This is a genomic window from Mesorhizobium sp. M0664 (assembly GCF_040320565.1).
Classification (GTDB): domain Bacteria; phylum Pseudomonadota; class Alphaproteobacteria; order Rhizobiales; family Rhizobiaceae; genus Mesorhizobium.
The window spans coordinates 21,911-44,846 of sequence record NZ_JAMYPW010000041.1; the positions used below are offsets into that span (position 1 = coordinate 21,911).

Consider the following 22,936-nt stretch of genomic DNA (forward strand, 5'->3'; position numbering starts at 1 on the left):
AGGGGAGCGAGTTTATCCCAGCGCGGAATTGACGATCGGTACGAGCCGGGGAAGCCTTTTCCTCGGTGTGCCGGCGGATGCGTCGCTGCCTTTACAATTTGCGTCCGACTTATCCGTGCGAATGGCGGCTATCGAAACCGCTTCTACCGCCCTGTCGAAGCGTTCGTTAAGATGCGACAAATCGGAGGCTCAAACGACAGGGCACTATCCCTCCGCCACTGCAGTAATCCCTGCCGGCTCAATTCTAACGGGAGGCGGATGCGCAACTAGCTACTATCCGGAGAGCCCGGACAACGCTCCCACGATGCATTCACGACCTTCCGACGATAAGCTGGGATGGTTCTGTCAAGCAGGCGATCCTCCTAATATCCCATTAACCTCGCTGCGAGTGACCGCATATGCCGTTTATTGCTCGCTTGCGAACTAGCAATAATTCGGGCGCAGGTCATCCAACTCCTTGAGCCGACCGACAATACGCAGGAACTCGTTGCCACCGGCAGCAGGCGGCGGAAGGGAGATCAATCTTGGCGCAACCGGTGAGTTCACTGGCTGAGCGGCCGGGATCGGCAAGGCTTCAATGCGGCGCGCCACCAGCCAGCAGATAGCGATACCCCGTCGTGGTCATCCACCGGGCCCGCGCGAGATGGGTCTCCCAGGCGCGGAAGGCGCGATCGGGCTCTTTGGCTGGATCGATGCGCAGGACGATCTTGGCAACCTCGCGCCAGTCGGCATCCTCGGCGGCGGCATCGAGCACGCGCATATAGGTCACCATGTGCTCTTGATCGTATCCGGTAAGGACCGGAGACGTCGGCGCCTCGTCGGCGACTTCTGGATCGAGAAGCGGCTTGACCATGCCTGAAGTTTAGCGGCTGTTCGCGGCCACGCAAGCGCTGTACCGCGTGGCTCAGGTTGCGGGCGGGGACTGGCGGCCGCAGATCGTGACGAAGGCGGAGCTGCCCCAAGCCGCTCGGGGTGTGAACATGATGGAATAGTCCTGTGTCCTGGGCGTGGGTCCGAACCAAGAATACGGCGAGGCGCTTTTCGTTTCCGGCAGGTCCATAGCCGGCGTCCGGTCCTCGTCGGCGGCCGGTGTCGGCAGGCCGTCACGGCCGATGGTGATCATGGACACGCCGATATAGCTCCCGGCCTTGAAGCGGCCGACAAATTCGACCGCGTCGCCAATGTAGCGGAAGCACCCGTCACTTTGGCCGAGCTTGAACCCCTGTGTCGGAGTTGGTTGAGGCTGTTCTTCCTGGGCCGTCGCGGGAGCAGCCACGAGAACGGCAGCCCCGGCAGCAATCACGAGCGCTCGAATGGAAGTCATATCTCTCTCTCGGCAATCTGGATGAAGGCGCAAGCGGCCCGCCAGCAGCCATGTGCGCGTCCGACCAGGCCGCGATGCTACAACAGGGACAAGAACCGTTATCGTTTTTCCAGCATGTGGTTGTAAAAATCGCCTTCAAAGCCCTTCCCCTCGGCCTGGACCTTGATCAGGTCGCAGTCCATGGGCTGACCCATACAGAACACCGCGCCGTAAGTCGGCCAGTTGAACGATCGGGCGATGTCGCGCGGACGGTCCCCCTGATTATAGCCATGGAAGTCATACTTGAAATTCCTGGCTTTCAGCACCGCCGTCATGGTGTCGATGATGTTGCTGGTCCACGCCTCCTTGTTGTGAAGGATCAGAATCAGGCTTGGATTCGCCTGCTTCGTCACCTGATCGACGAACCCGACGATGTCCCTGGCGGCGCTCGGTTGGGTAACCATGGAAAGGCTGGCTGCGAGGGCCACGGCACCAAGAATCTGGACGCACGAGCGTATTTTCAAAATCATCCTCCTTTTGTTGTGATGTGAGCTAGAGCTTCGGCGCGGCGGCGTTGCCGTCACGAACATTCTTCGCGGCGCTTTCGACGGACTTCTGGAATTGGGTAACCTGGTCCCGGTCGGCGGCCGCTGCGGCGTCGTCGACCAGCTCGTAGGTGATGGCCGTCACGTAATCGCTTCTGACGTCCATGCCGATCGCCATTTGCTTGTCACGGGCGGCGCTCTTTTTGACTTGCTGCCCCTTGCTCCAAAACCAGCGCATTGACGAGTTGCCATCGACGCTTGGCGGGCCAAATTTCTGGACGATCGCCGCACGGAGCGTGGCGAGCAACGGGCCTTTGCCGTCGTTGTAGGTGACTAATCGCCTGACGTGGGTGGAGCGCTGGCCGGTCAGGGGAGATGAGAACTCCACCCTTACGCTTTGGGTGGCTTCAGCATCCTCGGGCCCAGTCCAGATCACGTAGGTAAAGTACCTGTTGGGCCCCGTGGCGATGATCTCGACGGTGAAATATTCCTCGTCGAGTAGGAAGCGGCCCGACGAATCCTCGTTGGTGAAGTTCTGGCCGGTCAATATTTTTCGAATGTCATCTACGGTCTGGCCCAGGCCGACTCCAAGAAAATCGGCTGCGCCACCATTGGGACTGAACAGGCTCGAAGGCAGGGTAGCGGCGGGTACGGTTACTTCAAGGGACAGCTTCTGCTGCGCACTCACGGGCGTCGCGGCTAACGCCAATGCGACTACCAAAGTCCAAATGCGGGCTCGTCCTACGATGTTTACGGGGCTTCGATCCTGCCGGTAATATCGGGAAGCCTTGACGGCCGTGACGGAGGACAAGGCTGCGCTACGTCTCAAAGGTGCACCTATAGGAGGCTGGAGAGAGACGAGACGTTTACGCAGAAATCACGATATTTGCGGTCGTCTATAGACCGGTCGCGGTTAAGCTCGCGCTTGGTTTTTTGCTCGCGTTTTAGGCAATGCCCTTGGAAAAAAATAGAGAATGGGAGAGGGGGTTTGGTATTGCAAATCTCGTGACTTTTGCAGCAACCAGGGGGAGGTCTACTTGAATGAAGTACGGCTATGCGCGGGTGTCCACTGAAGCGCAGGACTTGGCCGCCCAGATCGAGCGCCTGCAAGCGGCAGGTTGCGAGAAGATTTTCTTTGAGAAACGCAGCGGCAAGGATGCCGACCGCCGTCAATTGCAACGGCTGCTGAAGGTCCTGAAGCCAGGTGACGTGGTCCATGCCGTCGTCAGCGACCGGATGGCGCGGGATCCCTTTGACATGCTGAACATCCTCAAGACAGTGACAGCGGCGGGGGCCGGGCTGCGCCTGCTGGACGAACCCTTTATCGATACCACGTCGGAAATGTCAGACCTCATGCTTTTCCTTCTTGGCTGGGCCGCCAAATGGCAACGGCGCAGGATCCTGGAAAACACCTCGAACGGGCGTGCCCGCGCCAAGGCCAAGGGTGTCAAGTTCGGCCGCAAGCCCAAGCTCTCGCAGCAGGAGCAGCGTGAGGCGCTGGCACGGCTTGCCGCCGGGGAGGCGCGGGGGGAGGTTGCCCATCGTTATCACGTCAGCAGCAGCACAATCTCCCGATTGCATCCCTAGGGACCGCCGGTTGCAAAAGGGGCGAAACCAGATGGGGAGGGTCGCCGCCTCAACAGGCGACCATCGGCTAGCTGATCCCGCTGTTCGTGGCATGCAGTGACCCGGAGCTATTTACTTTACCTGCAATCGCATTTGGAATATAATCCTATTTGCGGACACGAAATCTTCAACTTTTCCATGTATAAATCCGACAGCGTGTAAGATTCTACCTGCTGGGGCCCTGGCGGCCCTTGAAGGCCGCTTGGGGCATATGGTACTAGCCACACCAAAGACCCATATGGAGGTAACGGAACCATCCGCTCCATTGGCACCCAAGGTGAATAATGCCAACTAGCCCAGATCCCACGGAAGTCAGCCTGAAGGTACGCCTGCCGAAGGAGTTGATGGATAGCATCAACGAATATCGGCACGCGCATAAGCATGACAGCAAGAAGGACGCTGTCATTGCCCTTCTCCGAGCCGGACTTGGTGGTGCCGGCGCCAACGCATCGAACGAATAGGAAACCCTGATGGCGAACACCTCTCGTTTTCACAACTACTCAAGTGACGATTACGAGAAACGTAAGATTCAGCTTGAGAAAGATACGATCGCTCGTTTCACGCGAGGCAACATTTGTGCTGGCAACGGTCATTATATGACTAGGGCCGAGCTTGAGGAAAAGCGCGACGAGATCGAGCACGACGTCAACCAAAAATAAGTGACTGATAGTTCCATGGAAAAGCCCGCTTAGGCGGGCTTTTCCATGTGGGAGGGCTCCACTTGTATAACGACGATGTTAGGGATCTGCTCGAAAAAGTTGCGGCCAAATGGGACGCCACCGAAGGGCTCGCCAAGAGTGCCGAAAACATCGTGGGCGACGCGGTTGGATCCGTCATGTTCGAGCTTCGCTATGCAGGCAGGAAGCTCGTGGATGCCGTTCGGGAATCCCTTTCTGAAAACCCGTCGATGGATGCAATAAAGGCCCATATCGCTGAGGTCGAGCAAAACTGCCACCGCGCGCACCACGACGCGGTGGATTCGATCATATGGTACGCGAGAAGCCGGGTGACGATCGCAGAGGATACCTTCGGGAAGGACCTCTTGTTCCTGTATTGGAAGGACTACATCCCCACCAAGGACAAGCTCGACCAGCTCGGCAAGATCGTGGCTCAGTCGCGTGAGTTCAGGGGCATGCGTTTTGACGTCTACGATCGGATGTACAGGGACGATATGCCTGTCGTTCTCGATTCTTTACGCAATTTTGGCCATAGCGAGGATGCCCTCAAGGCGCTCGCCGAGAAGAGTCGTCACGAGGACGACGAACGTAGGGAACAGCATGAACTGGCCATTCGGGGCCTGGAAGACGCCCAGATCGATATCAAGATAGCAAGAAAGACACTGTTCTGGACCGTTGGAGCAGTCGGAGTGGCCTTGCTCGTGGGGATCGTTACGGTCATCGTTCCCTTGGAGGCAATTGGCCACTAGGTATCAAACGGCTTCCCACACTGACCCCGGGTCAGTTTGGGAAGCCGTTTGACATCAGGAAACCGCGACGGGTCCGCATGCGCGGCCATGCCGTCCGTTTCGAGTAGGGCTGGGTCCTGGTCAATCGAAGCAAGGTTACGCCCTCGCCAGGCGCGGTCGACCGAGACCGGCCCTTTCAGGTCGCGTTGCCTCATAATCCCTGCACCGGCCACGGGTTCACGTTGATCAGGCAGTTTGCCCGAACCGCCGACTATCCCCGTTGAACGCGATCTGGCCGGACGGCAGACATAGGCTTATGGCTGCTATCTGCTCCTCGAACATCTCAATGCTTAGGCGGATGCTTATCGGGGGTGATGCAGGCGGCCAATAATTTCCTCCGAACTCCTATCGGCACGCTTCTTCACATGGTAATTCTAAGTGTTCCTATGACCAGCACACAGTTAAGCTGTGTGAAAAGGTATACTTCAACGCCCCATGGGGAAGGGTTCTCGGATGACTTCTAATGTCTTGAAAGCAGCCTGCATACTGATAGGCTCACTCGCATGCGCAGCAATTTTGCATCCAGTAGCGAGTTTTGCTGAGGAGGTCTGTACCGGGTCAGTGGCCGCTCCGCCAAAAATCTCTGGGATGTATATCGACAATTTTGACGGTTGGCAGGCGGTGGGCAAACAAGCTTGGGTGAGCTACGCTGCCGGCGATGAGATGATTTTTGATATCTGTAGCGTCGATAATACCAAGAACTTTTTGATCGCCCGCAATAGTGCCGACAATCAGTACAATCCTGGAAAATATAGCCGATTTGAGTGGTTTGGCTCTAACGGCCAGCTATTTTACTGCCAGCAAGTTTTTGATGCAGCATCCGCCGCAGATGCTGCGGACTTCACCAAAACCAAGGCCGCCGACTCGTCAGATGCAAACGACAAAGGCTGTGGCCAGGCCGGTCAATTTCCTTGGTCGCAACTTATTCTTGTTGCGCGTTGATAGGAGATATCAGTGGAACCTCAGTACGATGTTTTCTTCGACGAAAAAGTCCAGCTCGGTGACACACCATCGGCGACATATTTCCCCGATGCGCAATATGCCGGTCTAGAATTGCACCTCCCCATCCGACCCTCTCGGAATGGAACCGACACCGGCGACGTGCAATTGAGATTGGAGACCTCCTTAATTGAAACATGGGAGGATTGGCAGAAGCATGCGGTCAATATTGATGGCCAATTGATAGGTTACATTGGTGATCCGAATGATGGACAGCGTAAGTCAGAGTCGTTTGTTTTGACTGTTAGCAAGCAGATCTTCGACGGTATTGCGGGAGGTTTTCATACACTTTCAATTATATGCGGCTCTGCCAAACCAAGTTTGATTGACGATTTTGAGCTCAGAAAGATTGCGGTGGCCGGCGCGAACATAAAGCTTGGATGGAGTTGAGCGCCTAGGGCGAAGGCGTATTGCTAGAAATTGGTGGTAGTTAGCGGTCTTTGATGGATTTACCTGCTACCGTTTCCGGTAGTAGGCATCCCACGCCAATTTAATGTCGGCGAATGTCCATTCTTGCCGCCGGCCGTAAGCAGGGCTCGGGCGGGTAAAACACCCGTGCAGGCCGGTCTCTCTCTGAAATCTCATAAACCACGCCGTTGATTTTGGCTTGCCACGTACTGTTGGCTCAATCCGGCGGATGAGCCCGCTATGCGCCCAGTGGTCATTCGGATTGGCAAGGGAGGCCGGGTCGACCAGGTAGCTGCGGAGCTTTTGTAAAGTCGCATCTTCTGGTGCCTGGTGAAGGTCTGCGCGGAGTTCTGCAACGGCGAGCGCCGCCCCTTGACGCGCAGCTTCCGTCAGCATGTCGCGCAATTGCGTGCTGGTCAGCACCAACGCTTGTAAGGCTTCCATGAACGTACTTTCCTTGAAGGGATTTTTGCAGCGGAGATCGCCGCAGGTTCATTGCCTCACAACCAAAAAATGACGTCAAGCCTTATATACCGAGGAGGGCGCCGAGCTTTTCGGTGACCGGACGCATGGGGTCGACCAAGCCAAGATCGTAGATCATGGTCGTTTCAAGGTTCCCCTTGTGGTCGACGTAGTGCGATATGGCCTCATGCGACACCCCTTGGCCCGCCAGCATCAGCGAAATCGCAATCCGCTTGAGGTCGTACAACTGGAAATACTCGGGGACGCCGGGTAGGGCCTTGAACCTGTCCAGCCCCTTGCGGAAGTTGTCGCGGGGCTGGGTCATGTCGGTGTGGGATGGGAACAGCAACTTGCTGTCAGGCCAGCGAAGGCGTTGGGCCTGCACCATCCCGGCGACCCGGAGATGGATCGGCACCGAACGGTAGGCGTACTCGTAGAGTGAACGCGACAGTTTGATGCCTTTGGTGTTGTGCTTGTGCCAGACCAGTTTTTCCAGATCGAAATGGTCGAATTCGGCCTTGGTGAGATCGCTGGGGCGGGCCATGGTCAGGAACAGGATGCCCATGAAATTGCAGAGTTCCTGCATCTGGTCGTTGGCGGTTGCCACCTGTCCCTTGACCAGCGCCATGTTCCGCTTGGTGAACCCTTCCAGGTGATCGATTTCAGGCACAGCCTCAAACACCGGGTAGAAGATGTGGGCCGCGATTTGTCGGATCTGCTCAGTGGAATAATCCCGGCGGCGGCGGATCTGCTTCCGCGCGCGGATGGGGGTGCAGGGATTGCGCATGTCCACCAGTTGCATGCGGATAGCCCAGTTGTAGAGCGCCAAGACGTGCCGGAGCGCGCTGTTGAACACGTACGGCGAGGTAAACTGCTTTTGGAATTCTTCGACATGGAGCGGCTTGATCGAGGAGAGCGGCCGGTCGGCAAACAGCGTTCCGAAATCTTTGTAACGCCGCCGACTGTTGTGACCGCGCTTGCTGGCGACCTTCGGGGTAGGGCGCAGCCAATGGGCCACGAAAATCGCGAAGTTGTAACGGTAGCCTTGGGAAAGGCCGCTGACATGGCTTTCCCAATAGCGATCAATCGCCTCACGGACCGTCAGAAGGTGGGCGCGGCGGGGGTCGGTTCGGTCGAAATCCGGATTTTCGCCGGCCTCCAGCCGGCGCTGCCGCTGGCCCACCGTCAGTCGGGCAGAGGATACGGTGAGAACAACCGTTGTCCCGAGCACTTTCCGATAGCGCCTGCCATTGAACTGGTAGGCATGGACGAAGGCCTTATTTCCGAGCGCAGTCACACGGAGACCCAGCCCTGAAACGGAGTCGTTGCGAATGCGGCCGTCTATTCCAACCGGATAATCCCCAGTAAATTTCCTGGCCTTTCCCAGAAGGGCAATTTGCGGTAAAAACTAGATCGTCAGTTAAAAATAATTGGGGCATTTCATGTAACTTCCATGTAACCGATTTATAGCAAATGTTACATGGAAAGTGAAGTAATGATGATCATCAAGTCATCAAAAATGACACAAAAACAAATGATTAACCAATTTCGATAATCTCGGATTATCGTACTTGGGGCGCTCCGAAGGAAGGGGTCATGCGTTCGAATCGCGTCGGGTGCGCCAATATTTTCAAGTAGTTACACAGATTTCAATCCAGTAGGTTGTTTCCATGTAACTTTCGTGTAACTGGGATTTTTACCGTCAGGTGCATTGGACCTCGACCCAGGAGGCTTCCTCCCTTGCAGCGCAGCTAAACAATGCTCGGTTGGCGGCGACTCTATAGTCACCATTGGGGAGGCTCTTCATGGCATGCATACGGTCGCTCGTAGCCCATCCCGAGGCTACCAGCGCCTCTCGAAGATGGCTCTGAGGTCTGTATGACTCCGTAGCGCTTCAAGCAGGACCTCAATGGCCTCAGCAACTAGGCTGTCGTTCCGATCGGAATCGGGGTCACCAGACTTGCCGCCATGGACGAGATTGTTGCGAACGCGCCGGACGGCTCCCATGAGCTCAGTCACATTTGCCGGGGGAGCTACTGTGTCCCACCCCAAAGTGCCGCCTTGCAGGACTTGGCGGCTTGGTGGATTGGTCGTCAGCGTAGGCGCCAAGGCTCTTGCCGTCACGGCAGCAAAGAACGGCCCCTTTAACTCCTTGGACGCAAACCTATCCCAGTCCGCCTCGACGACATTCTTGCGACCGGCCTTGCCGAAGCCGCCATCTTTGAGTGCGTATTCGAACCTGGTGAACACGCGGAGCAGCTCATCGCCGCGGGGAGGCAGTCGATTTGCGGCCTTCATGTCTATCGCCATCTCAGTCTGGTCCTTTGTCGATGAGATTAGGATGCTTCCACCTTGGCGTTGGCTTCGGGTACAGCTAACCAGAAGATTGCCAGGGAAGGATAAGGGTCATTCTGGATCCTCTACAACGAGCGTCGGCGTCAGATCGCCAAAAAGGTCGACCAGAATTTCCCGCAAGCTGCTCCGGGGCACAAATGCAGCGCCAGGGACTTCATGATGATTCTTGCGGATCGGCCGGATCCCGGTCTTGTTAGGCGTTACGCGCCGGGAGTTGGGATAGTGATCGAGTGCCGCGAGCGGCTCGCCGGGGGCCGCGCCGAACCAGAAGAACGGTCCCATAACGAGGTCGGATTCGAGACGAATCCAGATTGCGCATCCGCTGGGTTTCTCTGCCAAAGCCCTAGAGAGCGATACAGTACCTGGCTTCTTCTGCGTGGCGGTCTTGAACTGAATGTGGCGAACGATCTTCCCTCGGGCCATCACCAGATCATACCCGTGGGCGTCAAACTCCGATCGGAGGACTTCGACGTCATAAACACCAAGCCGCCACAGCTCGCGGAGAGCGTCGCCTACGAACACATGCTCGACGATGCGCTCGCGCAGGGTTGAGTAAAGGTAGTTTGATGCGACCGCCGTCATATCCTGTCCACGTCAAGGCCGGCGTTCACCAGCCTACTGGCAATCTTTCGCATCTTCGCAAATTCGGCCCCGAAGGCCGGCGTTAGGCCCACCGCTTCGGTGAACTCTCTGCCCGTTACACCCTCCAGGACTTCGGCGTACTTGATCACCTGAAGGTGGATCTCGGCAATATAACCATTTCGCGGTGATGTCTCGATCGCAACCTTGATATTCTTCAATGCTTCATTGGCGGTCATATGCTTGCTCCATCGGTCACTGGCCGGGCGAAATTGTGCACCTTTTCGCCCAATCGGAGTTCGACCGGATTTCCCACTGCCGTTCACAAAATCTATTCCGCTGTGGCTTCCTCAGATGCCGTTGCATGCTGCTCTATGAGAAGCGATACTCGAAGCAACGAATCCTTCAGCATCTTGATTGTGTTGCTATCAAGCTTGGAGCGAAGCTTTTGTGCCTGCCACTCTGCCACAGCGTCATACACGCAATGCCGGAAGTAATTCATGATGCCTTGCTCACCGGAAATTTGCGACACATGCGGATGCTGCATATTAATGATAACGATGATTTTTCCATCTGAGCCAGCCTCGCAGACCACATAGGGGTCGTACGGTCCGATGTCGGTGCTCACCACATAAACCCATACTTTGAGGTCCCCAACCGTCGCCTGGATATCAGCCGCTCGACCTGCTTTTACAGGTTCGGCGATCCGCGACAGAGACTCTCTGATTGCTTCCTCGGGAGGGAGAACCTCGATTGAGATTTTGTCGACCATCTCGGGGGACATAAGCTCATCCCGAAGACCAGAAATCGCCAGGTCGATCTCACCTTCAGACGGTCGACGACCATCCTCCTGGTCCTTCCAGGGTGTCCTGGCGATATTTATGAGATCGCTGATCTCTTGCGCCAGCTTCTTCTCGAACAGTTCCTCTTCGTCCCCATACCATTGGATGTTGTCCTTGGTATGGGTGACTTCGAAGTCCTCAAGATGGATCTCACCAAGAAGTCGCTGGTTGAGCAGATCGTTTCGATTCTGGCCAAAGATGCGCTCGGGCCTCCATGCGTCGGGCCAACCTTTCACGACCCGATCGGCGTGCAATATCGAGAAGCCGGTGTCAGCACGTGCGCCCTTGTCCAGAACGCCGGCCCAACCATGTGCGATCTTGCCCTCGATATCGAACATGAACTCACGCTTGTAAGGTTCTCCGGCTCGATTGCGGCGCAGTTTGGATTCAAACTCCTCCCACGATAGAAGTTCGTCGTTGTACCAAAGATCCAATGTGTTCTGGCGGAAATCGACTCGGTACATGGACTTCAAGAAGTCCTTAATCTTACCGATTGTACGTCCCTTGAACTCCCGGTTGTGATCCCGAATTTCGATGCGCGTGTAATGTTCGTCAGGTGAAAGGCCGTCAATCGTCTTCGTATCGAGTGTCGGATCGCCTCCTTCGATGCGCTTGACGTCGACTTCGACGGTATATTCCCGCGTATCGCCCAGTTTTTTTGTAGCTATGGACCACCTATTTCCAATCCAGCATGAAGACGTTTTCATTCCCATGCCATAGCGACATCTGCCCGTATTAATTGCGGGCGGATTTGCAATCTTGAGCGCATGTTCTAGCTCGGCGTAGTCCATGCCCATCGCGTTGTCGACAATCCGCAGTACAGGGTCATTTCCCTGGCGCTCGTAAGTTATTCTAACTTCGAGTGTCTCGCCCTCACGTTCATAGGCTGTCTCTAGCGCGTCCTTGTTGTTCGCATAAGATTGTGTAGAATTGTCGACGAATTCGGCCAAAGCATACCAAATCTCATAGTTCATGCGCCGATAGCTGGCTATGGCGTTCAGACCGATCTCTATATTGAATGACATTGTTTCCCCCTCAATTTATGGTCGTTATAGCGTACTGCTGATTTTCCATCCGAACCAATGCATATTTTTTACCTTGCTCTATCGGCATTGTACCGATCGGTGTCATAAAGCATTGGTTAGCTGTGTCGAAACGTTCCCAAAAGGTCATTTGACCATCCACGAGGATTGAGACCTTCTCGCCCGGCTTAAAATCCAGCCGTGCCGGCGATTTTACCGATAGACACCGAGGCACTAGGCCAAAGGAAAGCTCACTCAAGACATCCTGGGAGAGCGGCGGCAACTCGCCGTCGATCGCGAAAATATGTCTATTGGACTGCTCTGACCTATAGATCTCGAATGTCATCATATGGGCGCCATACCGACCGATTTCGCGGCCCCATTCGTCATCATATTTATTTACCAGTACAAGCACTTCTGGGGCTTCACCCCGAAGCATGTCGGATATTTTCGTAGCGTCGAGATCTTTGCACTTGGAAGCCAGATAGTTCGCGTGTTCCTGACCGTAGAGGCCGCTTCGCAGGGTGTTGATTTGGGGGATAACATGCCGATGCAGGTCGTGCCGCTTCATTTCAACCTCGACCACGACCCATTCCCGGTAGTCATTCGCAATAATAGCGAAGTCCGCCCTGGCTGACTCTGCGCCTGCATAAACCGTCTTCTTGAATGGAACGATCCTGGATGCTGCGCGGATTATAGCTGAATTTTGTATAAGCAAGCTCTCAAATTCCGCCTCAGCAAGGGCTGTTGGGGACAATTCCACGAACCATTCACCACGGTGAAATAGCCTAGGCATCGGCTCGCACTCGACTTTGCTGCCATGTCACCGTCGTAATCCCCTCAAGGTTCGAAGCTTCCGTTTGCAGACGATTCTTTTCCTCTTCAGTTGAGAAGAGAGTGTAGATAGTGGCCGACTCTTTCCCTTTTGCTCGACGGAGGATACGTCCCAGGCGCTGGATGCGCTGGCGCTGACTTGCCGTGGAGCTGGCTACCACACCCAAGCTTGCCTCGGGCACGTTCATCCCCTCGTCCAATGCCCGGCAACAGACAAGGACGTCAAAGTGCCCTTTGCGAAAGAGCCGAAGATTGTCTCGCCGGACCTCCGGCCCGATTTCGGCGTGGTATATGGTGGCCCGGTGTCCCCGCTTCAGAAGCGAGGCTAGAATCGTATTGGCCGCAAGGATTCGCTCATGAAAGATGACCGCGCGCTCTCCGCGGTGGGCTTCTATCAGCTTGATGGCTACCGGGATGCGCATGGTGGCGTTCGCGGACACCGCCGCCCGCTGTTGAAGCAGCCATTTCAGTCTGTCTTCCTGGCCTTCGCCGGCGCTACCCTTGCGCAAGGAGCGTGCGATCGATTTTGAAAGACGCCGATATTGATCCTCTTCGTCGGGCAGCATGTCGACATGGACATTTGTCAGCGAGAAGGGGCTGATCACACCGTCCCGCGCGGCCTCCTTATAGGTGTATTCGTAGATAATCGGCCCTAGTTTTGGCGCGACCAACGTACTGAACCCTTCATCGTATTCGCGCTCGGGGGTTGCTGAGAGGCCTAGGGTCGCCGCGAAATTACCCTCCATGGCTTTCGCATTTGCCGGAGAGCCAGCTCTGTGACACTCATCCACGATGAGAAAGACCCGGCGGCCCTTTGCAAAGTTCGAACTGAAGCGGCGTGCCGAGTTAATCACCGCGATGATAATTGGCTCATCGCCCCTCGGTCGCTCCTGGCCGCTCAGAAGACCTATCTGTTGCGGCGAAACATTGAGCTCGTCCTGGAGAGCTAGGCACCACTGATCTAGCAGTGACACCGTGGGGACTACGATCAAGGCTTGGCCGCTGGATTCCGACGAGAAGAAATCCAGCATGCAAAGTTGGGCAAATACCGTTTTTCCACCGCCGGTTACCACCTGGACGATGCCGGCATTGTGCTCTTTCCAGCGCTCCAGCGCCACGTTTTGCCAGTCGCGAGGCTCATACGTTGACTTCCAACCCTTCATCCTGGCTCCTTTTGGTGGCCAGATCTGAGGGCGAGGATTCGCGTTACCATCCTCTGAGGCCGTTCGCTGAGACCACGAATTTCTTGGACGGGCGATCCTTTTTGTCCGGTGGGATGTGGATCACGGGCCGAAGGCCTGCCCTGAAGCTTTTGAGGCCTTCGCTGCGGTCATCCTTTTTCAGCTTGGAAGCCATGACCTCATTGAGGACGATAGAATAGTCGGGTTTGAACGTCACAAGGCCCCGATCATAGGCACGATGGTGAATCGCACATAGGGCAACCCCATTTGACGTTTCATCCGTGCTGTCAGCATGAGCAACAGGAAGGATATGGGCTCCGTCAACCAGGCGCAGCTGGGTGCTGCACATAGCGCAGCGGTGGCCGTAGGCCCCTAGGATCCTCTTGCTGAAATCCAGAGCCCGCAATGCCTTGCGCGTGGTTACGATTGCATGCTTGCGGGCTGCGGCAACGGCTGCATCGATCTCGGCTTCGTCCACCTCATCCGGATCTGCGCTCAGCTTCTCGAGAAGGGCGGCCTCGGCAGGCACTTTTCCACTGTCATGCAGGTCGTCGAGAAAACGCAGATAAGTGCCCATGAAATCCGGACGGATGGCTATGGCGGTTTCACCCTTGGCGTTCCGATAGGGAGCAAAGCCGTTCAACAAGGCATTTTGTAGGGTAGCGCGCGAAATTTGCATTGAGGGTGAGGCACCCAGCGGAGCGAGGTGCTGCCGAATATCCCAACCGGCGAAAACCTCGGCGTCATCCCACCACCCGAGAATGACCGTCTTAACACCGGCCGGGTTTGTAAGCTGATCGAAGCCAGTCACCTGGATCCGGAATTCATCCGGATTCCGTCCCTTGCCCCCATGGCTTATATTCCAGATATAGACCCGAACGGCAAAGTTGCTGCCCTCTTTGAAAACCTGAAATCTCGCAGGATGTTCGTCTTTCGATAGAAAGAGCACGCCCCAACCGCCCATTTTGAGTGCTTCGACAAAACGGGCGAGGAGATCCGGCTTATTGAGGCGGGCCATGGCTATTCGTCCAGCGCTCGAGCTGCGATGGAAGGTGCCTCGGGCGCCATTGAGCCGCCTGTCGGCCGCTGGGGCTTCTTGCCAGTGGTCGCCGGACGTTTGCGGCCACCTTCTGGGTCAAGCGGGATCGGATCGGGCCCGTTCCAAAGCAAGCTAGGGCGAGGGATCTTGTAGAAACCTTCTTCGTCCTTGGCGATCGCGCGCTCGGATGACGGATTTGAGAAGCGGCCAATGGCGCCGTCGAGATATTCCTCCATCAATTCTGCGCAAACCCACCTTCTGCCAAGCCGCTCGGCGACTTCGCCGGTGATGCAGCTTCCGCCGAAAGGGTCGAAAACGGAGTCGCCAGGATCGGTCAGCATGCGGATGAAGTATTCGGGTAGGTCAGCCGGAAACCGGGCAGGATGGGCCTTGATGCCTTTGTCCTGGCAGTAGCGCATATACGCGCTGTTACTCTCGGTGTTGGGGATCGCGAGCAGATTCGGCGGAATAGCCGCCCCGTTGTTCACCGAAAACTTATCGCTGATATCGTGCCCCGATGGCCGGAGCTTTGCCTTGTAGCCATTGGCCAGCAGAAGTTCCATGCTCGGGCTGTAGGGTTGCAACACCCGCCGATTGCTTGCTCGCGGCCATTCGGTCTTCGACAACCACCAAACCGTGTTGACGGCATCCTTGACGCGGATGCGTCGGACATTCACCCATTCGGCCGGAGTCGGAAGCTTCGAGGGGTTCCACCAATAGAATTCCTGCGCGAGGTGGAAGCCATATTCCTCGCACAGCATAATCAGCAGCTTGAAGTGATATAGGCTGCGCACCGGGGCACCGGGCTTCCACGCCCCGCCGAGATCAATAACCAGGCTCCCGCTGTCCTTCAGGATGCGGTGAAACTGCCTCGCAAAATCGCGAAACCATCTCAGGTAGGCGTCTTCCTGCTCGTTGCCGTATTCCTTTTTCCGGGTAAGCGCGAAAGGCGGGCTGGTGACGATAAGATCAACGGACGACGCCTTTGTCGCCTTCATCACGTCGAGGCTGTCCGCGTGGAAGATGCGTCCCAATTTGGTCGTAAGGAAGAGGGGCAGAGCGGTTACTTTTTTCATGCTATACAGCCCCCAAGTCGATTTTTTTCAATGCCATCGCGTATTCTGCCTCGCGGCGGAATGCGTCGATTAGGTAAGCCGGGCTGGCCGTCACGGCCTCAAGATCTGCCCGATCGATCATGACGATCGCCAGATTGGAATCGCTCATGATCTTGTTGGCGTAGCGTCGTGCTTCGGCGCCGATTTCGCCGGTCGTCACAATCACAATCACGGTGCTTTTCAGGAAGTGCGTCAACCCGACTTCCTTCGCTACGTCGTCCAACGCCACCCGCGCGGTGTTCTTGCACTGGACCTGCCAGCGAGAATAAACCAGCCGTGCCGACTGGAAAATCAGGTCGACCTCAGCGCCGCCGGTGGCGCTGGCGCGCAACCGGGTTGCCACGTAGTCCATTGCGAGGTTGCGCATCAGCTTGAAGGCGAGGGCCTCAAGCGCAAGCCCCGACACATAGCGATCTTCCGACTTTATCTCGTCGAGGATCTCAGCGAGGGGCTTGGTCAGCAGGCTAAGCAACTTCGGGTCGACCTGGTCTTTAAGCTGGTCGAGGAGCGGGCCGATAATTTCGGTATCGACCTTGGCTGTGGGAGCGACCAGAAACGGCTTTGCTCCCCGCCCGGTTGTGGTTTTCGTCGCCTCGATGTAGCCGGCAGCGCTCAAGGCATTGAGAACATCCTTGGGCAAGCTTTTGTCGGGGAACCGCACGCCGTAGGTTGCCGAGGCCAGTTTCACGATCTCGTTGGCCGGTTGCGGCTCGGTAATGCCGGTATTGGCAAGCGCGAGCAGAAATGCGCGCTGCTGAGGAGTGAATGTGGCGAGTGTCGGGTAATCTTCGGGGTCGGTGCCCAAGACGGCCCGTAAGCGGATTGTGTTCACCTGCCAACGGTTGCCGACGATCACACCGGCCTTGGCAAGCCACAGCCGCATTATGCTGGGATGCTTGCCGCCACGGGGGAACAGCACGCCGCGTTCTTCCAGTGAATGACGCAGCGTATCCAGTGTAATTTCCTCGCCGGCGGCCACCATGTCCTGGAGGCACTGAACGAGAGTCATGCCCTTCAGATTGAGGAGAATATGTTTGGCGAGCGCCTCATACAGCGCCTGTTCATCGCCGCGAAGGTCAAAAAGCTCCTGACCAAAGGGCGTAAACCGCGCCTGCCGGTCGATCAAACCGTAGGCAATCATGCCGAGCTTGCAGTTATTGGCAAGCTTGCCGCGATTGTATTCGCCGTCCTGGTTGGGCTCTGGTTGGGCGGAGTGCTTGGAGAAATAGGTCGTCATGATTTCGGCTTCCAAGGCGTGAAAGTCACCCTGGTGACGATTCACGATCTCCAGTAGCTCTGGTAGTTGGATTTGCGACGGTGAAAATTCACTGCCGAATGGGAGGTCGCTGCGCTGGATAGCCATTATTTGCGGCTTTCCATACGTCCTGCAGGCCTCCTGGGTGCGGACACCGGTGAAGGCGATCGGCCCAGATAGTCCTGTACCGCTCGGCGAATGACCCATGCGGCAGACACGTCATTGCGCGCGGCCCTGTCGCAGACCTCCTTGTAGTCTTCCTCGTCCAGCGTGACAGTGAGCCGCGCCGGGTGCTTGTCGGTTCTAGGCCGCCCCATGTGATTCGCCTCGGTGTTTTCTTCACCACGTTATCATGGGAACGAACCAGGAATAGCTGCGCTAGGATATTCATGCACAAGCAACAGGCATCAACGTAGGCCCGCAAGGGGCATCTGGTCCGGCGTCCAGATCAGGTCGTGATTCGCCAAGCATACATATCGAGCCATTGATCTCGTTCAAGATATTCTAAGCGAACGCCTTCCTCCAATTTCGACATAACGGCCCGAATAACCGCTGGGATCGCGTGTCGGAATTTAATAGGCTTGGGCATCTCATCGACATTGTCGGTTGCTACGTTGGGGTACTGTTTCCTCAGGTGTGCTTGATGACGCCAAATTGACCCGACGTCGGCATCAGGCATGAACACGGCGATCGATTGATCAGCGCTTAAGCCGGGGGGATACAGGCGTATTTTTTCCAAGCCGGTTACCACGTCAAAATGCGGATCGAGTCCCTGTTCAACGAAGGAGCGGACCAGCAGGGGCGCGTGTTCTTCCCAGACGACACGCACATAATCGCGAAGGGTCTTGTGGCCAAGGAGCATCCTTAACCCGGCTGCCACAGCGACTTCCCGATCGCGAAGAACCTTGAGCTTGTCTCTCAGTTGGAGAACTGCCTCGCGTGCCTTCAGTGACCGCGAGGTTGTGGCTTGGAGCGTCTTGATTTGGAAGAGCACCTCGTCCGATTCCTGTTGACGCACGACGATGCGTCCTGCCGGGAAGTCGATGAGGTCATGAATCAGCTCCCGGATTGATATGCCCAGTTCCCGATCGTCCAAGTGCAGTTTAGCTGCGGAGGCGCGCCAAGTCGCCAGCAATGGTGACGCAGGTCCGGTCGAATAGGATCCGAAATGCTTTGCGGCGACGTGCTGATGGCGCGTAGCCCGACGCACCACCTCTGGCCATCCCAGTACTACGACGGCGAACAAACCCTGCTTCTGATGACGTTCGGTGATGGTGCGCGCGTGTTCCTGAAGCGGTTGGTCATCGGGAGCGGTCGAAACAAGATAAAAAGCTTTGAGCGCTGGCTTGAACGCCTTAGCTTTCGCAACTTCGCCGTCCAATTCCTTCTTCGTAACAACGGTGACCGGCCAGGTCGACTTCCTCTTGCACTGGATACCAATCGGCCAAATCGCCCCAGCCTGTCCAACAATGTCGACCCCATGCTGCGCCTGTCCGGCACGACCATGACGGACGAGCGCCGCGTCCTGCCACTCCTCCTGAAACGTGTCGGCGCACAACTCTTCGAACTGATCCCAGCTTTTGGGTGGCGCCTGTTCGAAATGGACGTGATTGGTCACAATAGCTCCGAGAATGGGTACAAACAGTCCGCACCCCGCCATCCCGAACCACGGGAGCCGACATGCCGGAATGGGCCTTGCGTCTTGGCTTCGCGTCGCTACGTCTCTGTCACCACGCGAGCCAAAGTTTGCGCCGAAGGAGGTAAACGCCGCCAATGTCGTGGAGCGCACAAAGCGCGCCGTCAAGAGCAGGTTAGCCGAGTAGACGCGGGAAAGGGTACACGGGTCAAAGCGAATTTGTCTTACACAAATCCTTGCACATCATTTGTAAAATCGGCTATAAGCCCTTTGTAAGCAACGAGATGCGCTAAAGCTATTCGGTCTCCAAAACCGCAGGTCGTAGGTTCGAGCCCTGCTGCCCGTGCCATTCTTTGAATGGATACCTAAAACGATTCTTTTGCAGTGCGGCCTTTGAAAATCGGCTTGTGACTTGCCATATGGCACAAGTTGCGGCATAAGGGCCGCATAGCCGGGACGGGACGACTGGATGGTTCCGAGGCGGCGTTTGGCCATAAAGCGGACACTTGCCACTTGCGTGGATCAAGAATCGGTTTTATGTAGACGAGACAGACACGCGACGCGTGGAGCTGGGAAGCCGGCTTTACGCGTCTGATTTGCATGGGCGAAATGATTGCGCTGATTCGGCGCGAACGCACGCTCAAGCGGCACGTCCCGGCCAGCGGGATCATCCAGGAGGCCCGGCCAACGGGTCTTGCAGACAGAGCGGCATATGGCTTCGAAAACCACAAATCCCTTCACCTTTCTCCAGCAGGTTCGCGCGGAGACCGCCAAGGTCACTTGGCCGTCGCGGCGCGAAACGATGATCTCGACGGTGATGGTTCTTGTGTTCGCGGTCATCGCGATGATCTTTTTCTTTACCGCAGACGTGGCCATGGGCTTTGCGGTCGAAAAAATCCTCGGCCTCGGACAGTAAGTCCGGCGATTACGGAGAAGTCTTGAAATGACCGCGCGGTGGTACATCGTCCACGCCTACTCGAACTTTGAAAAGAAGGTCGCCGAGGACATCGAGAACAAGGCCAAGCAGAAGGGCCTGTCCGCCGACATCGAGCAGATCGTGGTGCCGACCGAGAAGGTCGTCGAGATCCGCCGCGGCCGCAAGGTCGATGCCGAGCGCAAGTTCTTTCCGGGCTATGTGCTGCTGAAAGCCAATCTGACCGACGCCGTGTTCTCGCTCGTCAAGAACACGCCGAAGGTCACCGGTTTCTTGGGCGACTCCAAGCCGGTGCCGATCACCGAAGCCGAGGCCCAGCGTATCCTGAACCAGGTTCAGGAGGGCGTCGAGCGGCCGAAGCCGTCGGTGACGTTCGAGATCGGCGAAGCGATCCGCGTTTCGGATGGACCATTCGCGTCCTTCAACGGTTTCGTCCAGGAAGTGGACGAGGAGCGGGCGCGGCTCAAGGTGGAAGTTTCGATCTTCGGGCGCGCTGTGCCGGTCGATCTGGAATTCGGACAGGTCGAGAAGGGCTGATCCGAAATCCCTGCACCGGTTTCGGCGGCAGGGAAGGCGGCGCGGAGATCGCGCGGCCAAAAACGGGTGGGAGGCGAATGCGGCTTTAGCCGGCTGCGCGGACCGCACCACCAGACTGCAACCGCCGGCAAGACCGGCATGAGAAAAGGCAGGAAGAGAGATGGCTAAGAAAATTGCAGGCCAGCTCAAGCTCCAGGTTTCCGCGGGATCGGCCACGCCGTCGCCCCCGATCGGCCCGGCGCTTGGTCAGCGTGGCATCAACATCATGGAGTTCTGCAAGGCGTTCAACGCGCAGACCCAGGAAATGGAAAAGGGCTCGCCGGTTCCGGTCGTCATCACCTACTACCAGGACAAGTCGTTCACCTTCGTCATGAAGACGCCGCCGGTGAGCTACTTCCTGAAGAAGGCTGCCAACCTGAAGTCGGGCTCGAAGGAGCCGGGCAAGGTCAAGGCCGGCACGATCGGCCGCGACAAGGTGCGCGCCATCGCCGAGCAGAAGATGAAGGATCTTAACGCAAACGACGTCGAGGCGGCCATGCGCATGGTCGAGGGCTCCGCCCGCTCGATGGGTCTGGAAGTGGTGGGCTGAGATCATGGCAAAGATTGCAAAGCGTGTATCGAAGACCCGCGAAGGCATCGATCCCAACAAGGCTTACGCTTTGGGTGAGGCGCTGAAGCTGCTCAAGGATCGCTCCTCGGTGAAGTTCGACGAGACGATCGAAGTCGCGATGAACCTCGGCGTCGACCCGCGCCATGCCGACCAGATGGTCCGCGGCGTGGTCAACCTGCCGAACGGCACCGGCCGCAGCGTTCGCGTCGCCGTCTTCGCGCGTGGCGACAAGGCCGAGGAGGCCAAGGCCGCCGGCGCCGACATCGTCGGAGCAGAGGATCTGGTCGACATCGTCCAGAAGGGCACGATCGACTTCGACCGCTGCATCGCCACGCCGGACATGATGCCGCTGGTCGGCCGTCTCGGCAAGGTGCTCGGTCCGCGCGGCATGATGCCGAACCCGAAGGTCGGCACCGTCACCACCGACGTTACCGCCGCCGTCAAGGCATCGAAGGGCGGCGCCGTCGAGTTCCGCGTCGAGAAGGCCGGCATCGTTCACGCCGGCGTCGGCAAGGTCTCGTTCGACGTCAAGGCGCTGGAAGAAAACGTCCGCGCCTTCGCTGACGCGGTGACCAGGGCAAAGCCGGCTGGTGCCAAGGGCAACTACGTCAAGAAGGTGTCGGTCACCTCGACGATGGGCCCGGGCCTCAAGCTCGACGTCTCGACGCTCGCTGCGTCCTGATACGAAACAATTGGATCGGCCGCTAAAACGCTGATCCGTGAAAGAATTCCGGGCCTCCGACCTGTCGGCGGCCCGGTACCGGAAGTCGAAAGGCTTCCGGACATCCTGTCCGAGATTGCAGGCGGCCCCCAAACCTTAGGTGATGTGGGCCTTAATTCATGTGGGCCTGCATGAGACGGGTGAAGACCGGACAAAGGAGCCACAAGCTCCAATGAAAGGTTCGAACCGTGTTTGCCTTTTGTCTGCGCACCGTCCGGCTTCCCGGCAGGTGTGGCGAAAGGGGGCAGGATCCTCGAGCGTCGTTCGGGAGATCCGTTACTGGATGGCCCGGCCGGCAAAAGGCAACCCGACGCCTGTCCTCCGTAGAGGGCAGGGGTCAACTGGAGATAGGCAGTGGACAGAGCGGAAAAACGCGAACTCGTCACGGGCCTGAATGATGCGTTTTCAAGCGCTGGTTCAGTCGTCGTGGCCCACTACGCCGGTATCACCGTCGCGCAAATGAACGACCTTCGGTCGAAAATGCGCGCCGCCGGTGGCACCGTCAAAGTCGCGAAGAACCGTCTCGCCAAAATCGCTCTTCAGGGCACGGACTCCGCATCGATCATCGAGCTGTTCAAGGGACAGACGCTGATCGCCTATTCGGAGGATCCGATTGCGGCGCCGAAGGTCGCGTCCGATTTCGCCAAGGGAAATGACAAGCTCGTCATTCTCGGCGGCGCAATGGGCACCACCTCGCTCAATGCCGACGGTGTAAAGGCACTCGCCACACTTCCGTCGCTCGATGAGCTGCGCGCCAGGCTGGTTGGCATGATCGCCACGCCGGCAACCCGGATCGCCCAGATCGTCAATGCGCCTGCGGCTTCGGTCGCGCGCGTCATCGGCGCTTACGCCCGGAAGGACGAGGCGGCATGAGGCCGTTCCTCGCTATCACAAACACACGTTCGAACCTTATGAAGGAACATTGCAATGGCTGATCTGGCAAAGATCGTAGACGACCTTTCGAAGCTGACCGTCCTCGAGGCGGCCGAGCTGTCGAAGCTTCTTGAAGAAAAGTGGGGCGTTTCCGCCGCTGCTCCGGTGGCGGTTGCCGCTGCCGGCGGCGCTGCGGCCGCTGCTGCTCCGGTCGAGGAAAAGACGGAATTCGACGTCGTCCTCACCGAGGCAGGCGCTCAGAAGATCAACGTCATCAAGGAAGTTCGCGCCATCACCGGTCTTGGCCTCAAGGAAGCCAAGGACCTGGTCGAGGCGGCTCCGAAGCCGGTCAAGGAAGCCGTTTCCAAGGCCGACGCGGACAAGTTCAAGGCCCAGCTGGAAGCAGCCGGCGCCAAGGTCGAACTGAAGTAAGCGTTGAGTACCGGCGGCCGGCGTCGCGCCGGCCGCCACTCCTTTCGCGTCGAAGGGAGGCTGCGTAACGCGAAGAGTGCGAAAACCTCTTTCCTGAGGGCCGCAAACCGGCCTTCAGGAAACGGGTTTTCTCCCGTTTCTGGCCCGCCGCCAATTGGCGGCG

Annotated in this window: 29 protein-coding genes and 1 tRNA gene; 13 read left to right on the forward strand and 17 right to left on the reverse strand. The window is 57.3% G+C overall.

The features are described 5' to 3' along the window. Positions 1 to 574: 574 nt before the first annotated feature. From NKI39_RS26505 to NKI39_RS26520, 4 genes are all read right to left on the reverse strand, one after another. On the reverse strand, positions 575 to 853 hold the full coding sequence (locus NKI39_RS26505) for a DNA -binding domain-containing protein (protein WP_023721654.1): 279 nt from the start codon (positions 851 to 853) through the stop codon (positions 575 to 577). Positions 854 to 904: 51 nt separating this feature from the next. Next, the gene (locus NKI39_RS26510; RefSeq protein ID WP_352835526.1) at positions 905 to 1,324 is read right to left on the reverse strand and encodes a hypothetical protein; all 420 of its coding nucleotides are present in this window, start codon (positions 1,322 to 1,324) and stop codon (positions 905 to 907) included. Positions 1,325 to 1,422: 98 nt separating this feature from the next. Next, positions 1,423 to 1,827, reverse strand: coding sequence for a hypothetical protein (locus NKI39_RS26515; RefSeq protein WP_352835529.1), 405 nt, complete (start codon positions 1,825 to 1,827; stop codon positions 1,423 to 1,425). A gap of 28 nt (positions 1,828 to 1,855) precedes the next feature. Then, positions 1,856 to 2,557, reverse strand: coding sequence for a hypothetical protein (locus NKI39_RS26520; protein ID WP_352835532.1), 702 nt, complete (start codon positions 2,555 to 2,557; stop codon positions 1,856 to 1,858). Between the two features lie 332 nt (positions 2,558 to 2,889). On the opposite strand from NKI39_RS26520, the gene NKI39_RS26525 reads away from it, so the two are divergent. The 6 genes from NKI39_RS26525 to NKI39_RS26550 all read left to right on the forward strand — a co-directional run bounded on the left by NKI39_RS26525 (position 2,890) and on the right by NKI39_RS26550 (position 6,328). Further along, positions 2,890 to 3,435 carry a recombinase family protein gene (locus NKI39_RS26525; RefSeq protein WP_352798256.1) on the forward strand — a complete coding sequence of 182 codons (546 nt, stop codon included), beginning with the start codon at positions 2,890 to 2,892 and terminating at the stop codon, positions 3,433 to 3,435. 323 nt (positions 3,436 to 3,758) lie between these two features. Beyond that, positions 3,759 to 3,935 carry a hypothetical protein gene (locus NKI39_RS26530; protein ID WP_352798257.1) on the forward strand — a complete coding sequence of 59 codons (177 nt, stop codon included), beginning with the start codon at positions 3,759 to 3,761 and terminating at the stop codon, positions 3,933 to 3,935. 9 nt (positions 3,936 to 3,944) lie between these two features. Beyond that, positions 3,945 to 4,133 carry a hypothetical protein gene (locus tag NKI39_RS26535; RefSeq protein ID WP_352798258.1) on the forward strand — a complete coding sequence of 63 codons (189 nt, stop codon included), beginning with the start codon at positions 3,945 to 3,947 and terminating at the stop codon, positions 4,131 to 4,133. Between the two features lie 62 nt (positions 4,134 to 4,195). Beyond that, positions 4,196 to 4,900, forward strand: coding sequence for a hypothetical protein (locus NKI39_RS26540; protein ID WP_352798259.1), 705 nt, complete (start codon positions 4,196 to 4,198; stop codon positions 4,898 to 4,900). Between the two features lie 492 nt (positions 4,901 to 5,392). After that, complete coding sequence (locus NKI39_RS26545; protein ID WP_352798260.1) at positions 5,393 to 5,881, forward strand: hypothetical protein; 489 nt, start codon at positions 5,393 to 5,395, stop codon at positions 5,879 to 5,881. A 12-nt stretch (positions 5,882 to 5,893) separates the two neighbouring features. Further along, on the forward strand, positions 5,894 to 6,328 hold the full coding sequence (locus NKI39_RS26550) for a hypothetical protein (RefSeq protein WP_352798261.1): 435 nt from the start codon (positions 5,894 to 5,896) through the stop codon (positions 6,326 to 6,328). 66 nt (positions 6,329 to 6,394) lie between these two features. Here the strand turns inward: NKI39_RS26550 and NKI39_RS26555 are convergent, their stop codons facing one another. The 13 genes from NKI39_RS26555 to NKI39_RS26615 all read right to left on the reverse strand — a co-directional run bounded on the left by NKI39_RS26555 (position 6,395) and on the right by NKI39_RS26615 (position 18,648). Further along, positions 6,395 to 6,790, reverse strand: a complete 396-nt coding sequence (locus NKI39_RS26555; RefSeq protein ID WP_352835535.1) for a hypothetical protein — start codon at positions 6,788 to 6,790, stop codon at positions 6,395 to 6,397. Positions 6,791 to 6,872: 82 nt separating this feature from the next. After that, positions 6,873 to 8,105, reverse strand: a complete 1,233-nt coding sequence (locus NKI39_RS26560) for an integrase (protein WP_352835538.1) — start codon at positions 8,103 to 8,105, stop codon at positions 6,873 to 6,875. A gap of 545 nt (positions 8,106 to 8,650) precedes the next feature. After that, positions 8,651 to 9,118, reverse strand: coding sequence for a hypothetical protein (locus NKI39_RS26565; RefSeq protein WP_352835540.1), 468 nt, complete (start codon positions 9,116 to 9,118; stop codon positions 8,651 to 8,653). A 96-nt stretch (positions 9,119 to 9,214) separates the two neighbouring features. Beyond that, the gene (locus NKI39_RS26570; RefSeq protein WP_352835542.1) at positions 9,215 to 9,745 is read right to left on the reverse strand and encodes a hypothetical protein; all 531 of its coding nucleotides are present in this window, start codon (positions 9,743 to 9,745) and stop codon (positions 9,215 to 9,217) included. After that, positions 9,742 to 9,981, reverse strand: a complete 240-nt coding sequence (locus NKI39_RS26575) for an HTH-like domain-containing protein (protein WP_352835544.1) — start codon at positions 9,979 to 9,981, stop codon at positions 9,742 to 9,744. The genes NKI39_RS26570 and NKI39_RS26575 overlap by 4 nt, the downstream gene beginning before the upstream one ends. A 92-nt stretch (positions 9,982 to 10,073) precedes the next feature. Further along, the gene (locus NKI39_RS26580) at positions 10,074 to 11,609 is read right to left on the reverse strand and encodes an ATP-binding protein (protein WP_352835546.1); all 1,536 of its coding nucleotides are present in this window, start codon (positions 11,607 to 11,609) and stop codon (positions 10,074 to 10,076) included. Between the two features lie 10 nt (positions 11,610 to 11,619). Next, a complete protein-coding gene (locus tag NKI39_RS26585) occupies positions 11,620 to 12,369 on the reverse strand; it encodes a hypothetical protein (protein WP_352835548.1) in 750 nt (249 codons plus the stop codon). Between the two features lie 25 nt (positions 12,370 to 12,394). Continuing rightward, the gene (locus NKI39_RS26590; protein ID WP_352835551.1) at positions 12,395 to 13,603 is read right to left on the reverse strand and encodes a DEAD/DEAH box helicase; all 1,209 of its coding nucleotides are present in this window, start codon (positions 13,601 to 13,603) and stop codon (positions 12,395 to 12,397) included. Between the two features lie 43 nt (positions 13,604 to 13,646). Further along, positions 13,647 to 14,639 carry an HNH endonuclease gene (locus tag NKI39_RS26595; RefSeq protein ID WP_352835554.1) on the reverse strand — a complete coding sequence of 331 codons (993 nt, stop codon included), beginning with the start codon at positions 14,637 to 14,639 and terminating at the stop codon, positions 13,647 to 13,649. 2 nt (positions 14,640 to 14,641) lie between these two features. Next, positions 14,642 to 15,736, reverse strand: a complete 1,095-nt coding sequence (locus NKI39_RS26600; protein WP_352835556.1) for a DNA-methyltransferase — start codon at positions 15,734 to 15,736, stop codon at positions 14,642 to 14,644. A gap of 1 nt (position 15,737) precedes the next feature. Further along, complete coding sequence (locus NKI39_RS26605; protein WP_352835559.1) at positions 15,738 to 17,138, reverse strand: restriction endonuclease; 1,401 nt, start codon at positions 17,136 to 17,138, stop codon at positions 15,738 to 15,740. Then, positions 17,138 to 17,347 (reverse strand): ribbon-helix-helix domain-containing protein, encoded by a 210-nt coding sequence (locus NKI39_RS26610; RefSeq protein WP_352835561.1) that lies wholly within the window; start codon positions 17,345 to 17,347, stop codon positions 17,138 to 17,140. The genes NKI39_RS26605 and NKI39_RS26610 overlap by 1 nt, the downstream gene beginning before the upstream one ends. A 131-nt stretch (positions 17,348 to 17,478) precedes the next feature. Beyond that, positions 17,479 to 18,648 carry a hypothetical protein gene (locus NKI39_RS26615; protein ID WP_352835564.1) on the reverse strand — a complete coding sequence of 390 codons (1,170 nt, stop codon included), beginning with the start codon at positions 18,646 to 18,648 and terminating at the stop codon, positions 17,479 to 17,481. A 221-nt stretch (positions 18,649 to 18,869) separates the two neighbouring features. On the opposite strand from NKI39_RS26615, the gene NKI39_RS26620 reads away from it, so the two are divergent. The 7 genes from NKI39_RS26620 (at position 18,870) to rplL (ending at position 22,773) form a co-directional block, all read left to right on the forward strand. Next, a tRNA-Trp gene (locus NKI39_RS26620) sits at positions 18,870 to 19,015 on the forward strand. Between the two features lie 363 nt (positions 19,016 to 19,378). After that, positions 19,379 to 19,582, forward strand: a complete 204-nt coding sequence (gene secE, locus NKI39_RS26625) for a preprotein translocase subunit SecE (protein ID WP_023680439.1) — start codon at positions 19,379 to 19,381, stop codon at positions 19,580 to 19,582. 27 nt (positions 19,583 to 19,609) lie between these two features. Continuing rightward, positions 19,610 to 20,137, forward strand: a complete 528-nt coding sequence (gene nusG / locus NKI39_RS26630) for a transcription termination/antitermination protein NusG (RefSeq protein WP_006333333.1) — start codon at positions 19,610 to 19,612, stop codon at positions 20,135 to 20,137. Positions 20,138 to 20,297: 160 nt separating this feature from the next. Further along, positions 20,298 to 20,726 (forward strand): 50S ribosomal protein L11, encoded by a 429-nt coding sequence (rplK, locus tag NKI39_RS26635; RefSeq protein WP_023680440.1) that lies wholly within the window; start codon positions 20,298 to 20,300, stop codon positions 20,724 to 20,726. Positions 20,727 to 20,730: 4 nt separating this feature from the next. Then, positions 20,731 to 21,429 carry a 50S ribosomal protein L1 gene (gene rplA, locus NKI39_RS26640; RefSeq protein WP_023680441.1) on the forward strand — a complete coding sequence of 233 codons (699 nt, stop codon included), beginning with the start codon at positions 20,731 to 20,733 and terminating at the stop codon, positions 21,427 to 21,429. A gap of 393 nt (positions 21,430 to 21,822) precedes the next feature. After that, positions 21,823 to 22,341 (forward strand): 50S ribosomal protein L10, encoded by a 519-nt coding sequence (rplJ, locus tag NKI39_RS26645; RefSeq protein ID WP_008875657.1) that lies wholly within the window; start codon positions 21,823 to 21,825, stop codon positions 22,339 to 22,341. A gap of 54 nt (positions 22,342 to 22,395) precedes the next feature. After that, the gene (rplL, locus tag NKI39_RS26650; RefSeq protein ID WP_023680442.1) at positions 22,396 to 22,773 is read left to right on the forward strand and encodes a 50S ribosomal protein L7/L12; all 378 of its coding nucleotides are present in this window, start codon (positions 22,396 to 22,398) and stop codon (positions 22,771 to 22,773) included. Positions 22,774 to 22,936 lie beyond the last annotated feature (163 nt).